This window comes from Aquimarina algiphila (assembly GCF_007489275.1).
Classification (GTDB): domain Bacteria; phylum Bacteroidota; class Bacteroidia; order Flavobacteriales; family Flavobacteriaceae; genus Aquimarina; species Aquimarina algiphila.
On the sequence record NZ_VLNR01000012.1, the window covers coordinates 34,443 to 50,523 of the forward strand.

Below are 16,081 nucleotides of genomic sequence, written 5' to 3' on the forward strand. Positions count from 1 at the left end.
GAGCTTTGATATCATACGTAATATATATCTTAACAAAGTGTAAGCCCTACTTTATTAGTTTATAATAGATTGCTAATCATTATACAAAAAAAGATATAAGTTATCAACAAGAAAAAAGTCCTAGATCTTCAACTTTCTATATATACAGGACTACTAGATAGTGTTTTTAAATTATACTTGTTTATTTAAAATCATATTCCAGAAACTATGGAGATACTCGAAAGAAGAAAGAGGAGATTATGAATTTTTTATAATTCAACTATTTTCTTCTTTTTTAAATAATTAACATTATTTAACAGTGAAGGGTGTTTTTTAGCTTTTCAAAATATGTATTTTTAGAAAAAAATAAGAAATCTCTATTAATTCATTACAATTATCTAAATCCTGGGTTTAATTTAACTATCTAAACTATAGATATTCCTTTTATAGTTATTGGGCTAAAAGTTATTGTGGTTTTAAAAGAGTCTAACTAATCAAAACTGCATGAAAATACGGCTACTATTTTTTTCCTCACTTTTTTGTTTCATATCCTATGGTCAGTTACTCAATAAAAATAATCCAGACTACTATAATTGGTTTGATACATTTATAGGTATAGAGAATACAGGACTATATAATGGTGTATTATACACAGAGAAATATAATCTTATACATAAAAAACATCAATTTTTTAATTCATCTGATTTTATTCCGGGATCAGTTTCGTATGAAGGTAAGGAATACTATGGATTGATGATAAAATATAATATTTATGAAGATAAGGTACTTATTAAATTGTCAAATAAATTTGGAGTAAGAACTTTACAGCTTATTTCCAGTAATGTGGATAATTTTAGTATTGGTGATCATAAATTTGTTAATATTCGTTCTGGAATAAGTACTACAAAAGAATCTGGATTCTATGAAGTTCTAACAAGTAATGATCGTTTTGTTTTTTATAAGAAACATCATAAAATTAAGAAAGAGCTCTTTAAAGAAGACCGGTTGTTATATGATTTTTTGGATAGAGAATCATATTTTCTTTTTTATAATGATAGTTACTATTTAATACGTACAAAAAGCGAATTAAACAGAGTTTTTCCAGAACTCAAGAAAGACATCACTACTTTTTATAACGCTAATAAGACAGTACGTAAATCAAATTCAGATATGTTTTGGATACTTCTAATGAAAAAAATCCATTCACTGATTTCTAACAATAATAATAGTATAAAAGAATGAGGTTTTTAATACGAATTATATTCTTTTTCGGGCTTACCGTTATATACGCACAAGATAATCAACCTAAGGTGTCATTGTCGTTCGATAACGTTAATCTCAAAAATGCATTTAGTCAAATAGAAGAAGTAACAAATTATCGTTTTTATTTTGTCGATGCTTGGTTAGGAGATAAAATTGTTTCTGGTAAGTATGAAAATACTCCGCTTAATGAAGTTTTAGAAGATATCTTTAAAGACACCATTTTGAACTTTTTTATTTCTAATAAAAAAGGGATTATAATAACTCGTAATAGTGTTATTTATGATGAATTACCGAAGGGGTTTTTTGGAAATGAAAAAAAAGAAACTGTTGATAGTGGAGAAGAAATAAAGGTGAATCCGGTTTTTCAGATAAAAGATGGTATTTCAAAAAAGAGAAGAGCACAAACTATTCGAATAGGAAGAGAAAATAAAAATAGTGATCGATCTAGTTTTACTCTAGAAGGATATGCTATAAATAGTAGAACAGGTGCTCCAGTGTCTAACCTCTCGATTATTGTAAAAAATAAAAATACAGGAACCGATACAGATAAAAATGGATACTATGAGATAGAACTCTCTCCAGGTCTCAATATTTTAGAAACAAGTGCTATGGGAGTTGCAAATCAAACTAAAAGGATTATTATTTATAATGACGGTGAGTTGGATTTTAATCTCGAAGAAAGTTTAGAAGTTCTTGATGAAGTAATTATAGAATCAAATGTCAATGAAAATGTTAAAAGTGCAATAACAGGAGCAGAGAAAGTTGATGTAGAAGAATCAAAGAATATACCATTGGTACTTGGAGAACGTGATGTTTTAAAAGTAGCTACTACATTACCAGGAGTTACTACTGCTGGCGAAGGAGCCGTTGGATTTAATGTTAGAGGGGGTAAATCAGATCAGAATCTAATCTTACTAGATGACGCAGTGGTTTATAATCCTCAACATTTTTTCGGAGTATTTTCTGCATTAAACCCATTTACTCTTGGTGAAGTTAATATTTATAAAGGGAGTATACCAGCAGAATACGGAGGTCGATTATCTTCTGTATTTGATATCAAAACAAGAGATAGTGATGCTAAGGAGTTTAAAGGAGAGGCCTCTATTGGTCCTGTTACCGGTAATGTAGTATTAGAAACACCAGTGTTTAAAGATAAGTCTGCACTTATGGTTGGAGGAAGAGTAGCTTATGCGAATTGGATTTTAAGATCTCTGGATGAAGAAAACCTACAAAATAGTGAGGCATCATTTTATGATGTTGTGGCAAAATATAATCATAAATTCAATGAGAATAATAAAATTAGTGCAACAGGCTATTTTAGTAGAGATGACTTTAGTATTACTTCTGATTCATTGTATATTTATAAAAACAGAGCATTATCTCTTAACTGGGAGCATAAGTTTAATGAGAAGAATAGAGGTAATTTAATAGTAGTAAATAGTGCTTATGAATTTGATATAGAGTTTGATGGAGATACAAATGGTGATTTTAAACTAGGGAATAGTATTGAAGAAACCGAATTAAAATTAAAAATGAAATACTTGTATAGTGATCGATTAAAGTTTGATTATGGTATTTCAAGTAAGTTATATGCATTGCGACCAGGAAATAAAAAACCGGATGGTGCAGAATCTATTGTAACGCCTGTAAACGTTCCAAAAGAAAGAGGTTTAGAATCAGCTGCTTTTCTTTCTGGAAAGTTTGATGTAACCAAAAAATTATTATTGGATGCAGGGATTAGATTTTCTGTGTTTAATACATTGGGAGAATCATCACAGCGAATATATCAAGAAGGATTACCTAAAAATGATGGAACTCTAATTGAAACAAGAGAATTTGACAAAAATGAAGTAGTCGAAACATATGGAGGACCAGAACTTAGATTGTCTGCGAGATATTTGATATTACCAGATTTTTCGGTCAAAGCAAGCTACAATAACACAATACAATATATACATAGATTATCTAATAATACCACAGCCTCTCCAATAGATACATGGAAACTTTCAGATTTAAATATAGAACCGCAAAGGGCAAATCAATATTCTATCGGGCTATATAAAAACTTTAATCAGAATGCTTATGAGCTAAGTCTAGAAGGGTTTTATAAAAGATTAGATAAGATTTTAGATTTTAAAACAGGTGCACAAACATTACTAAATCAAAATATAGAAACCGAAGTTTTACAAGGGGATGGAAAATCATATGGTGCAGAATTTTTAATAAGAAAAAACAAAGGAAAGTTTAATGGATGGTTAGCATATACTTATTCACGTTCTTTTATTAAGTTGGATAGTCCATTTAGAGAAGAACAAGTAAATGATGGAGATTTTTTTCCTTCAAATTTTGATAGGCCTCATGATATTAGTATGGTTACTAATTATAAATTTACAAGAAGATTTAGTCTATCTGCAAACTTTGTATACCAGACAGGTAGACCTGTAACTTTTCCTATAGGGAATTTTAATTTTAATAATTCTGAATTTGTAGTGTACAGTGATCGTAATAAATTTAGAATACCAGATTTTTATCGATTAGATATTGGTTTTAATGTTGAAGGCAATCACAAAAAGGGAAAAGTGGCCCATAGTTTTTGGACAATTTCTATATATAATGTATTGGGAAGAAATAATCCTTTCTCTGTCTTTTTTGTTACGGATGAGGGTGAGATTAAAGGATTACAAAGTTCAATTTTTTCGGTACCCGTGCCGTCGATTACTTATAGTTTTAAATTTTGATGAGGTATTCTATATTATAGCTATGAAATACTATAAGAAATATTATATGTTATTTGTAATCATGATCATATTTTCTGCTGTAAATTGTACTGAAGAATTTGAACCCAAAACAGAAATTTTTGAAAGTCTTTTGGTAATTGAAGGAAACATTACAGATGAGTTAAAACGACATGAAATTTTGTTGTCAAAAACATTTCGTTTTGAAGAAGAAAATAGTTCTTTAGGAGAAAGTAATGCTGAAGTTATGGTTGTTGATAATAAAGGAAACGAATTTATTTTTGAAGAAACTACTCCTGGGGTATATAGGTCTATATCTCCTTTTCAAGCTGTTTCTGGTCGAGAATATACGCTATCAATACGAACTAATGATGAGAAGTCCTATATTTCCAGCCCAATGATATTACCAGTGAAAAATGAAATAGATAATCTTTATGTAGAACGTATGACTAATGATGAAGGATTAGAAGGAGTTGGTATTTTTGTGGATAATTTCGATCCAAGCGGTAATGCTTCTTTTTATAGATACGAATTTGAAGAAACATATAGATTTAATGCACCTAGTTTTAATGACGAGGATATTGTTTTGGATTCTGAAGATCCTTTTGTTATTGATTTTGTTCCAAGACCTCAAAATAAGAGAACTTGTTATAAAACCGATGTTTCTCAAGGGATTATAATTACCAAGACCGAAGATTTTGATGAAAATAGAGTGTCTAAGTTTTTAGTTAGATTTATCGGGGTGGATGATTACAGAAATAGTGATAGATACTCTATTTTGGTGCATCAATTTGTTCAATCTAGAGAAGCGCATTCATTTTATGAAAATGTTAAAAGCTTTTCTAGTTCAGTAACTTTGTTTTCTCAAACTCAACCAGGATTTATTGAAGGAAATATTAATTCAGTCGATAACTCTGATGAAAATGTGTTGGGTTTTTTTCAGGTTACATCAACCACTACAAAACGCATATTTTTTAATTATAGGGACTTTTTCCCAACAGAGCCTATCCCTCCATTCTTTGTAGGATGTGAATCATTTGCGCCTATTATAGTTCCAATTCCAGTAGCTCTAATTAATGAGTTAAATGCGGATAGGTATTTATTTGATGGAGAAACAGGGGTAAATAATATTTTTGAAGGGCCTTATTTATTAGTGCCCAAGATATGTGGAGATTGTACCGTTTTGGGAACTAATAAAAGACCAGATTTTTGGGAAGATTAATAACATGAATTTAAAAAATAGAATACATCGTTTTTTTCTAGGATTAGTAGTCATTTGTTTAACAAATTGTACAGAAGAATTTGTACCTAAAACCGAAACTTTTGAAAGCCTTTTGGTAATAGAAGGAAACATTACGAATGAATTAAAACAGCATAAAATTCAATTATCAAAAACATTTCGTTTTGAGGATGAAAGTGGAACATTTGGAGAAAGTAATGCAGAGGTAATAGTTGTTGATAGTGATCAAAATGAATATGTTTTTGAAGAAACTGACTCAGGGGTATATATATCTACGACATCTTTTCAAGCAATTTCTGGGCTAGAATATACATTGTCGATACGCACAAGCGATGGGAAATCATATGTCTCTGATCCTGTTGTTTTACCGGCAGAAACAGAAATAGATAACCTTTATGCAGAACGTATGACTAATGATGATGGGTTAGAAGGAGTAGGTATTTTTGTAGATAGTTTTGATGCTACAGGGAACGCCTCGTTTTATCGGTATGAGTATGCCGAGACATATAGATTTGTTGCGCCGTCGTTTTCTTTTATTGATCTCGAAGTGATTTCAGAAGATCCTTTTGTGGTTGATTTTACACCAAGACCAATCGAAAAAAGAACATGTTATAAAACTGATCTTTCAACAGATATAATTCTGGCAAAGACTGAAGGACTTAATGAAAATCGAATTTCTCGTTTTTTGGTTCATTTTGTAGGAACAGATGATTATAGTATTAGTGATCGTTATTCTATACAGGTTAATCAATTTGTGCAGTCCAGAGAAGCTCAGGTGTTTTATGAAACGATAGAAGACTTTTCTGGTTCAGAAACCTTGTTTTCGCAAATACAACCAGGGTTTATAGCAGGTAATATTGAAGCTATTGAAAATCCTGACGAAAATGTACTTGGGTTTTTTCAAGTATCATCAGTATCATCAAAACGTATATTTTTTAATTATAGAGATTTTTTTGTAGTAGAGGATCTACCACCATATTTTTTTAGTTGTGAAGGTATTGCTCCGCCAATTATGCCTTCTCCAGGCATTTTTACGAACACATTTAATACAGGACTTTTTTTATTTTTAGAAGAAACAGGATCAAATGATGTAGAAACTGGACCATATCGTATAGTGCCTAAGGAATGTGGTGATTGTACAGAGGTAGGAAGTAGTGAAGTACCAGAGTTTTGGGAGAATTAATATAATGAAAACGAATAATAATACATATCGTATACTTTTAGGAATGCTCATCTTGTTTTGTATAACAAATTGTACAGAAGAGTTTAAACTACAAACAGAGACTTTTGAAGATATTATTGTTATCGAAGCTAATATTACAGATGAGTTAAAACACCAAGTGGTTAAGTTGTCAAAAACCTTTCGGTTTGAAGATGATAATTTATCGGGAGAAAAGGATGCTGAAGTGAAGATTAGTGATAGTGAAGGGAGTGAGTATCTCTTTCAGGAAACAGATTTAGGGGTGTATACATCAGTATTGCCTTTTCAGGCATTATCCGATAGAGAGTATACTTTATCAATTCAAACCAATGACGGTAAATCATATATATCTGATTCGGTAGAATTAACACCAAAAACAAGTATAGACAAACTATATGCTGAGCGAATTATTAATGAAAAAGGTAAGGAAGGAATAGGGATTTTTGTAGATAGTTTTGATGCAACAGGTAATGCGTCTTTTTACAGATATGAATTCGAAGAAACATTTAGATTTGTAGCTCCAGAATTTAATGATTTTGATTTAATTTTACTTTCTGATAACCCATTAACGGTGGATTTCGTTAGACGACCTTTAGAAAAAAGAGTATGCTATAAAACAAACCCTGCTTTAGATATTTTAATTACAAAAACTGAAGATTTTGATGAAAATAGAGTGTCAAAATTTTTGGTTCGTTTTATTGGTATCGATGATTATACAATAAGTGATCGCTATTCAATTCTAGTACATCAGTTTGTGCAGTCGAGAGAAACATATGAGTTTTATCAAACACTGAAAGAATTTTCTAATTCTATAACCTTGTTTTCTCAAACACAACCTGGATTTATTGTAGGTAATATCAAATCGCTTTCTAATGAAAAAGAAAATGTTTTAGGGCTTTTTCAGGTTTCTTCAATATCATCAAAACGTATTTTTTTTAATTATAGAGACTTTTTTCCAAAAGAAGACTTACCTCCTTATTTTGAAGATTGTAATATTGGTGCGCCACGTATAAATGGATTTTCTAGTATAATAAGGTCGGGATTGTTTTTGTTTGCTGGTCTTAATGATGACCCAGAACAAGGAGGTCCATATAAGTTAGTAGAAAAGGAGTGTGGTGATTGTACAGAGATAGGTAATAGTGAAATCCCAGAATTTTGGGAAAATTAATTATGAAAATTATGAATAGACATAGTATGAAATTAGTGGTGATCTTTCTTTTATTTTATTCATTGGTTAATTCTCAATCAAATACCGAAGATAAATTACAATCTATAGACTATAAGGATATACCTCAAGAAAAAGTTTATATACATTACAATTCATCATTATTATTCACAGGAGAATATTTATACTATAGTTTATACTGTATTAATGCTAAGCTTAACCTCTTGAGTGATTTGAGTAAAATTGCATATGTGGAGTTAGTAGGAGAGGATAAAAAAAGTATTTTCCAACATAAAATAAATTTGAATAAAGGAGTAGGGCAAGGAGATTTTTTCCTTCCAGTTACTATTCCTTCTGGGAATTATAAACTTGTAGGATACACGCAATGGATGAATAACGGGGTTAAGAATAATTTTTTTCAAGGAGATATTAGTGTCATAAATCCTTATCAAGGTAATCAAAAAAACATTTTAGAGACTTCAGATAAGAAAGAGATAAATAGTGATTCGGATCTGATTCAAAATGATAATACTAATGTAAAACTGATTCTGAATAAGAAAAAATTTACTAAAAGGAGTAAGGTTCAATTAACCATAAAAGATATAAGAAGCAATCTTGGGTATGGAAATTATTCAATATCAGTTAAAAAGAAGGATACATCCTTTCAAGAAGCATCAAGATATAGCACCAAAACATTTTTTTCTCTGTATGAATCACAACAAAGTGGTAGTCCTAAAAAAATTGTTCCACCAGAACTTAGAGGAGAGCTTATATCGGGAAAGATTACTCCTGTAGATTCGGGAACTTTAGTATCTAATAAGAAAGTAGCTATATCAATACCTGGTGAGAATTATGAATTAAAAATAGCAGAAGCAGATGGGGACGGAGTGTTTTATTTTAATGTAGACAAGGCCCACATTGAGCAGGATGCCTTAGTTCAGGTATTAGGCGATAAAGAGAAATTCAGAATAACCTTGGATGATCCTAAATCCCCTGATTATTCTGATCTTGTATTTAATAAATTTTCATTGTCTTCAGAATCTAAATCATCCGTTTTGGAACGCAGTGTGTATAATCAAATACGCAATGGATACTTCTCTGTTAAACCTGATACACTGGCTTTAAATGATGATAAGTCTCGTTTTTATGGAGATATTGCACAGGTTTTTAATTTAGATGATTACACAAGATTCCCTACAATAAGAGAAACTTTGGTAGAAATTGTAAATAATGCATGGATTAAAAAGATTGATGAAGAGCAATATGTTTTTCAGGTTCGTGGCTATGAATCTTCTTCAAATTATGCATTTCTACCACTCGTTATTATTGATGGCGTCATAATTCAGGATCATAGTACTATAGTGGATTATAATGCAAACAAAATTAAAAGTATTAAACTTATAAGAGATTTGTATTTTCTAAATTCACAAATGTTTCAAGGAGTGATAGATATAGAAACAATAGATGGGGATTATTATAAATCATTTAGAAGTGAAGGGGTGTATAGCTTGACTTTATCAAAACCATTGCCTATAAAAAAATATTATCACGAACAATATGATGAAGCTACAAAGTCTACAACAGATCATATTCCGGATTATAGACATCAATTACTGTGGATACCCAACCTTAAATTTGATGCTAAAGAGATGGTAATTGACTTTTTTACATCAGACAATGTTGGGCAATATGAAATCTCACTAGAAGGATTTACTGATAAAGGAAAACCAGTCTCTATTCGAGAAATATTGATAGTCGAATAATTTATTTTACCATTCTATATTTCGGAATACAAAAATCTAGTTTCATTTTTTGAAACTCATTCTGATTATGTTTGCATGTATGAAAAAAGGAATATATGCTGACAAAGGTCTTTGGTAGTGCTGTTTTTGGTGTTGAAGCAACATCAATAACTGTAGAAGTAAATATTGATAAAGGGATTGGGTATCATTTGGTAGGGTTGCCTGATAATGCGATAAAGGAAAGTAGTTATCGTATCGCAGCTGCTTTACAAAATAACGGTTACAAATTACCAGGAAAGAAAATTACTATCAATATGGCGCCTGCAGATTTAAGAAAAGAAGGATCTGCATATGATCTTACTTTGGCATTAGGAATCCTTGCTGCAAGCTCACAAATCAAAGGAGATACTGTTTCTGATTATCTAATTATGGGGGAACTTTCTCTAGATGGAAGTCTGCAACCGATAAAAGGAGCTCTTCCAATAGCCATTAAGGCCAGAGAAGAAGGTTTTAAAGGTTTTATACTTCCAAAACAAAATGCTAAAGAGGCTGCAATTGTAGATCATCTAGAGGTGTATGGTGTTGATAATATTAAAGAGGTAATTGATTATTTTGATGATAAAGGACAATTAGAACAAACTATCGTTGACACTAGGGAAGAATTTTATTCGGCGCTTGCTAATCCCGAATTTGATTTTGCCGATGTAAAAGGGCAAGAAAGTATAAAACGTTGTATGGAAATTGCGGCCGCGGGAGGTCATAATATTATATTGGTAGGTCCTCCGGGTAGTGGAAAAACGATGTTAAGTAAGAGGTTACCAAGTATTCTTCCGCCTATGTCTTTGCAAGAAGCATTAGAAACGACCAAAATTCATAGTGTCGTTGGGCGTATTAAAGATAATGTTGGATTAATGGCACAACGACCATTTAGAAGTCCACATCACACGATCTCAAATGTAGCTTTAGTTGGAGGAGGAAGTTATCCACAACCAGGAGAAATATCCCTATCACATAATGGAGTTTTATTTTTGGATGAGTTGCCAGAATTTAAAAGAGAAGTGTTAGAGGTAATGCGTCAACCTTTAGAAGACAGAGAAGTAACAATTTCGAGAGCAAAATTTACAGTCACTTATCCATCTAGTTTTATGTTAGTGGCGAGCATGAATCCGAGTCCGGGAGGTTATTTTAATGATCCTGACGCGCCTGTAGTCTCTTCTCCTGCAGAAATGCAACGTTATCTAAGTAAGATTTCCGGGCCTTTATTAGATAGAATTGATATTCATATTGAAGTTACTCCGGTTCCATTTGATAAACTTAGCGAAGAAAGAAGAGGAGAGCCTAGTGTCGATATTCGGAAACGAGTGATTGTAGCAAGAGATATTCAGACCAAGCGATTTGAAAAGTTACAGAGTATTCATTACAATGCACAAATGGGGGTAAAACAAATACGAGAATTTTGTGCACTTGATAAAAATTCAAAAGAATTACTGAAAACAGCAATGGAAAGGTTAAATCTATCAGCAAGAGCTTATGATCGTATTCTAAAAGTTTCAAGAACTATTGCAGACCTTGAAGGTTCTAAGGATATAAAAGGAAATCATATCTCTGAAGCCATACAATACAGAAGCCTGGATCGGGATGGTTGGTTAGGCTAGTTTAATAAGTCCAATAATGGGGTATTCGATAACTTATAAACTATTTGTGGTTCTTATCAACAATCCATTTACTATCCCTTCTGAAATCAATATTTTTAGGAAAACAGACATTGAACTTTTAAATATTGACTATGAATCGAATACTTTTTTTGATTTTAATACTAGCTTTCATAAGTTGTAATAAAGATGCTGAAAATCAGAAGAAATTATCAGACGATAAAGCAGCTCAAAATCAGCAAGAACATCCAATTCAAAAACCTTTGCAACTTACATTAGCCAATGCTAATTCGTTGGCAGAATTACCATTAGCGTGTTTACAAATTGAATATCCTAACAAGCTTAATCAAACACTGGGAGGAAAAGAAAATATTGGAGAGCCTAAAGAATTGCATCCTACATTTTATGGTTGCTTTGACTGGCATTCTTCTGTTCATGGTCATTGGTCATTGGTGAAGCTTTTAAAAACCTTTCCCGACCTCGAAAAAAGAGAAGAAGCTATAAACAAATTGCGCCAAAATATTTCAAAAAATAATATAGCAATAGAAGTTAAATATTTTGAAGAGAAACATAATAAATCTTATGAGAGAACTTATGGTTGGGCTTGGTTGCTTAAACTAGCAGAAGAATTGCATACCTGGGATGATCCAATAGCAAGGGAGTTGGAGGAAAATTTAGAACCTTTAACAATTATGATTGTTCAAAAATACATTGATTTCTTGCCAAAACTTAATTATCCTATTAGAGTGGGAGAGCATACCAATACAGCATTCGGATTATCATTTGCTTGGGACTATGCGAATACGGTTAATCATCAAAAATTAAAGGAAAGTATTGAAGGTAAAGCAAAGGAGTTCTATCAGAATGATCAGAACTGCCCTATCGGATGGGAACCAAGTGGCTATGATTTTTTGTCTCCTTGTTTTGAAGAAATTGACCTAATGAGAAGAATACTTAATAAAAAAGAATTTGATCATTGGATTTCTGCTTTCATGCCTCAACTAAAAAATAAAAACTACACAATAGAAGTGGGTAAAGTATCTGATCGTACTGATGGTAAACTAGTACATTTAGATGGGCTCAATTTTAGTAGAGCCTGGGTGCTATATGGATTAGCAAAACAATACGAGGACTATGCGCATCTTTTTTCGGTAGCAAATACGCACATCAACTATTCATTACCCAATCTGGTTGGAGATAGTTATGAAGGAGGGCATTGGTTAGGGTCATTTGCGATATACACCTTAGATATAAATACAAAATAAATGATTAAAAATAGGTGAACGCATGAAAAAGTGGTTTTCTAATATTGGTCCGGGGACTTTGGTTACAGCAGCATTTATTGGTCCGGGTACAGTCACAGTATGCACAATAGCAGGAGTGAAGTTTGGGTATACATTATTATGGGCTTTGGGACTTTCTATTATAGCTTGTATGGTATTGCAAGAAATGGCAGCAAGGCTAGGTGTGGTAACTCAAAATGGACTTAGTGAAGTGCTTAAATCTCAGTTTGATAATAAAATTGTAAAATCAATACTTCTGGGTATTATTATTTCTGCAATTTTTATTGGTAATGCTGCCTATGAAGCAGGCAATATAAGTGGTGGTGTCTTAGGGTTATCAACAATCATTGAATCGCCAAATATAAGCTTGGGAGGGTTCGCTTTTAACTATTTGAGTTGGATAATTGGAGTATTGGCATTTGTGGTTTTGTACATAGGTAATTATAAAATACTAGAAAGAAGTTTGATAGTGTTAGTACTTTTTATGAGTTTGGCTTTTATTATTACTGCTATTGTGACCAAACCAGATATTTCTTTAGTTGTTAAAGGGTTTGTTCCCGATTTTTCTTCAGAAAAACTATTTACAGTTATTGGGTTAGTGGGTACTACAGTCGTTCCTTATAATCTGTTTCTTCATGCTTCAGTGGTAAAAGAAAAATGGAATACTCCAGAAGAACTACCATTAGCAAGAAAAGATACCATTATTGCTATTTCGGCTGGTGGGTTAGTGTCTATGGCTATTATTATTGCGGGTGCTGCAATACTTAGTAACGAAGTAAATAATGCAGCTGATTTAGCAAAAAGTCTGGAACCTGTTTTTGGACCTGCAGCAAAATATGTACTTTCTTTAGGGCTTTTTGCAGCAGGAATTACCTCGGCTATAACTGCTCCTTTAGCAGCTGCATATGTAGTAAAAGGATGTTTAGGATGGCAAGGAGGATTAAAGAGTAAACAATTTAGATCAGTTTGGATGTTTATACTTTTTCTTGGTGTAGTATTTTCATCTCTAGGGATAAAACCAATTAAGATTATACAATTTGCACAAGTAGCAAACGGACTCCTTTTACCTGTAATTGCAGGCTTCCTTTTATGGGTTATGAACAAGAAAAATATTTTAGGAAAATACACTAATTCTAAGGTGCAAAATGCTATTGGTTTTTTGATTGTATTGATTGCCGCTTTTTTAGGATGTAGAAGTATTTGGAAGGTAGTAATTAATTTGTAGGATTTATTTTTATTTTTTGTAGGAATATGAAAGAAATAATTTTTAATGCAGATGTTGGAGAAGGAGCTGGTTTTGATGCTCTGATAATGCCATTTATATCTTGGTGTAATATTGCATGTGGGAGTCATGCAGGTGATCAAGAAGAGATCCAGAAAACTATCCGGTTAGCAAGTGCACATAAAGTAAAGATTGGAGCACATCCATCATATCCCGATCGAGAAAATTTTGGAAGAGTTAAGATGGCCTTGGCATATGATGATTTAGTGAAAACAATTGTTGCTCAAATAGAAGAAGTTAAATTTTACGTTGACAAAAAAGGAGAGGAGTTGCATCATGTAAAGCCACATGGAGCGCTCTATAATGAAGTAGTCAAAAATGAAGAGGTAGCTTCTGCAGTACTTGAAGCAATAAATAATATCGATAAAAGTTTATTTATAATAACGTCAAAAAATTCTAAATTATCGTATCTTGTGAAAGATAAATTTAGATTAAAATTTGAAGTTTTTGCAGATCGAAATTATAATGACGATTTGACTTTGGTTTCTCGTTCAGAAAATGAAGCTGTTCTTACAGATGTAAAACAAGTTTTTGAACATGTAAAAAGAATGGTTTTAGAAGATAAGGTGAAAACGAAAAAAGGAGAGGAGTTACCAATTTTTTTTGATACAATTTGTGTACATGGAGATAATCCAAAATCGGTTGATATTTTAAAATATTTACATCAGGAATTTTTGAAATTGAACATAAGTATTGGATAAATTCATGAGTTACGAATTAAGATATTGGCAGTATTCTGAAAAGGCTATTTTAATCGAATGGCCTTCAGTAATTGACAAAAATGTCCTTTATGACCTTCTTTTTTATAAAAAATCAATTGAATCTTTTTATGGTAAACTAATTGTTGAGGTAATTTCTGGATATAACTCGTTGTTAATTTACTATGTGTCTACTATATGGAAATTCTATGATACCGTTTTTGAACTAAAAACCTTGTATTCATCTAATGTGTTACCAGGACAACAAGAAAATCGACTGTGGAAAATCCCAGTGTGTTATTCCCCTGCTCTGGCACCTGATTTGAACACGTTTGCAAAAAATAAATCATTGTCTGTAGATGAAATAATTGCGTTGCATACTGCTCCTCGTTATACTATTTTCTTTATAGGTTTTTTACCTGGATTTTTATATTTGGGTGGTCTTGATTCAAAGCTTCATTTGCCTCGAAAAAATACACCCTCTTTAGAGGTGAAAAAAGGATCTGTAGCTATAGGTGGAAATCAAACCGGAATTTATCCGGTTACAAGTCCCGGTGGTTGGCATGTAATTGGTATGTGTCCTCTTGATTTTTTTAATCCAAATACTAAAGAGTTTACTGTTTTTGAACCTGGAGATACTATTCAGTTTATGTCGATAAAAGAATATGAATATAACGATATCAGATCAAAGTGTGAAAAAGATAGTTTCTTATTTAAACCGATCACGATATGACTGGAGGAGTTAAAATTCTTAAAGCAGGTTTTTTTACCACTATTCAGGATGGAGGTCGTTTTGGGTTTTCAAAATATGGTGTTCCCAGAAGTGGAGCTATGGATAAATTATCATATGGATTAGCAAATTTATTGTTGGGGAATGATAAAAATTCGGCATGTATAGAATGGACTTTCCAACCTCCAGTTTTACATTTTTTTGAAAATACAGAAATTGTTTTAACAGGGGCTGAAGCGGATGCCTTTTTAAATGATCTGAAAATTGATATGTATAAAAAAATTCGTATTGTTAAAGATGATATTTTAAAATTTAAATCATGTAGGAAAGGTGTGTATGGTTATGTAGGAATACGTAAAGGTTTTTCTACTTCACTTATCTTAAAAAGTAGATCTTTTTATAAATCAATTACCTCTGATTATCGATTAGAAAATGATGCTGTTTTACCATATGAAATGAGCAATATTTTTGATCGTCAATTGTCTACTATTTCCATTCCAATATTGTTCGATAGTACCCAAAAATTAGAAGTGTATAAGGGACCAGAATTTGATCATTTATCAAAAGATCAACAGTCGTTTTTATTTGATAATTCGTTTACCATTTCGAATACAATAAATAGAATGGCAATTCAATTAGAAGAGAAATTATATAACGATTTACCATCGATGTTAACTTCTCCGGTTTTACCAGGTACAGTTCAATTGACTCCATCGGGGACTTTGATAATTTTGATGAGAGATTGTCAAACCACAGGAGGATATCCAAGAGTTTTACAATTAAGTGAAATGTCAATCAATAGCATTGCACAAAAAAGAATGAAAGAAAGATGTAGTTTTAAGTTGATATAACAATACCGTTAAGTATGATAAAATCAAAATTGTCATACTGAGCCCTTCGACAAGCTCAGGACAGGCATTGTCGAAGTGTAGTTTCAGAGTGATAATGTAATTTTTTCATCTATTATTTGCCTATATATTTAATTAGTTGTTTTTAGTATGATGAACGAGTATTCATTGTTTTTTGTCATTCCAGCGTAGGCTGGAATCAATTTTTGGTAGTACACGTATTAAGTAGATTCCATTTTTCAACGGAATGAAAAATCAACTTA

Annotated in this window: 12 protein-coding genes; all 12 read left to right on the forward strand. The window is 31.8% G+C overall.

Annotated features, from left to right (window positions below):
• Nucleotides 1–483: 483 nt before the first annotated feature.
• The 12 genes from FOF46_RS07845 to FOF46_RS07900 all read left to right on the forward strand — a co-directional run bounded on the left by FOF46_RS07845 (nt 484) and on the right by FOF46_RS07900 (nt 15,821).
• Complete coding sequence (locus FOF46_RS07845; RefSeq protein ID WP_109436501.1) at nt 484–1,221, forward strand: hypothetical protein; 738 nt, start codon at nt 484–486, stop codon at nt 1,219–1,221.
• A complete protein-coding gene (locus FOF46_RS07850; RefSeq protein ID WP_143916076.1) occupies nt 1,218–3,980 on the forward strand; it encodes a carboxypeptidase-like regulatory domain-containing protein in 2,763 nt (920 codons plus the stop codon). The genes FOF46_RS07845 and FOF46_RS07850 overlap by 4 nt, the downstream gene beginning before the upstream one ends.
• A gap of 22 nt (nt 3,981–4,002) precedes the next feature.
• Nucleotides 4,003–5,199 (forward strand): DUF4249 domain-containing protein, encoded by a 1,197-nt coding sequence (locus FOF46_RS07855; protein ID WP_160114183.1) that lies wholly within the window; start codon nt 4,003–4,005, stop codon nt 5,197–5,199.
• 4 nt (nt 5,200–5,203) lie between these two features.
• Entirely contained in the window at nt 5,204–6,400 is a 1,197-nt protein-coding gene (locus FOF46_RS07860; RefSeq protein WP_143916078.1) for a DUF4249 domain-containing protein, read from the forward strand.
• A 4-nt stretch (nt 6,401–6,404) separates the two neighbouring features.
• Entirely contained in the window at nt 6,405–7,586 is a 1,182-nt protein-coding gene (locus FOF46_RS07865) for a DUF4249 domain-containing protein (RefSeq protein WP_143916079.1), read from the forward strand.
• 11 nt (nt 7,587–7,597) lie between these two features.
• Nucleotides 7,598–9,346: a hypothetical protein gene (locus FOF46_RS07870; protein WP_143916080.1), complete on the forward strand. Its 1,749-nt coding sequence runs from the start codon at nt 7,598–7,600 to the stop codon at nt 9,344–9,346.
• A gap of 95 nt (nt 9,347–9,441) precedes the next feature.
• Nucleotides 9,442–10,980 carry a YifB family Mg chelatase-like AAA ATPase gene (locus tag FOF46_RS07875; protein ID WP_143916081.1) on the forward strand — a complete coding sequence of 513 codons (1,539 nt, stop codon included), beginning with the start codon at nt 9,442–9,444 and terminating at the stop codon, nt 10,978–10,980.
• A 131-nt stretch (nt 10,981–11,111) separates the two neighbouring features.
• Entirely contained in the window at nt 11,112–12,242 is a 1,131-nt protein-coding gene (locus FOF46_RS07880) for a DUF2891 domain-containing protein (RefSeq protein ID WP_143916082.1), read from the forward strand.
• Between the two features lie 22 nt (nt 12,243–12,264).
• Nucleotides 12,265–13,485 (forward strand): Nramp family divalent metal transporter, encoded by a 1,221-nt coding sequence (locus tag FOF46_RS07885; RefSeq protein ID WP_109436509.1) that lies wholly within the window; start codon nt 12,265–12,267, stop codon nt 13,483–13,485.
• Between the two features lie 26 nt (nt 13,486–13,511).
• On the forward strand, nt 13,512–14,243 hold the full coding sequence (pxpA, locus tag FOF46_RS07890; RefSeq protein WP_143916083.1) for a 5-oxoprolinase subunit PxpA: 732 nt from the start codon (nt 13,512–13,514) through the stop codon (nt 14,241–14,243).
• Nucleotides 14,244–14,247: 4 nt separating this feature from the next.
• The gene (gene pxpB / locus FOF46_RS07895; RefSeq protein ID WP_143916084.1) at nt 14,248–14,973 is read left to right on the forward strand and encodes a 5-oxoprolinase subunit PxpB; all 726 of its coding nucleotides are present in this window, start codon (nt 14,248–14,250) and stop codon (nt 14,971–14,973) included.
• The gene (locus FOF46_RS07900; protein ID WP_143916085.1) at nt 14,970–15,821 is read left to right on the forward strand and encodes a 5-oxoprolinase subunit C family protein; all 852 of its coding nucleotides are present in this window, start codon (nt 14,970–14,972) and stop codon (nt 15,819–15,821) included. The genes pxpB and FOF46_RS07900 overlap by 4 nt, the downstream gene beginning before the upstream one ends.
• The last annotated feature ends 260 nt before the right edge of the window (nt 15,822–16,081 follow it).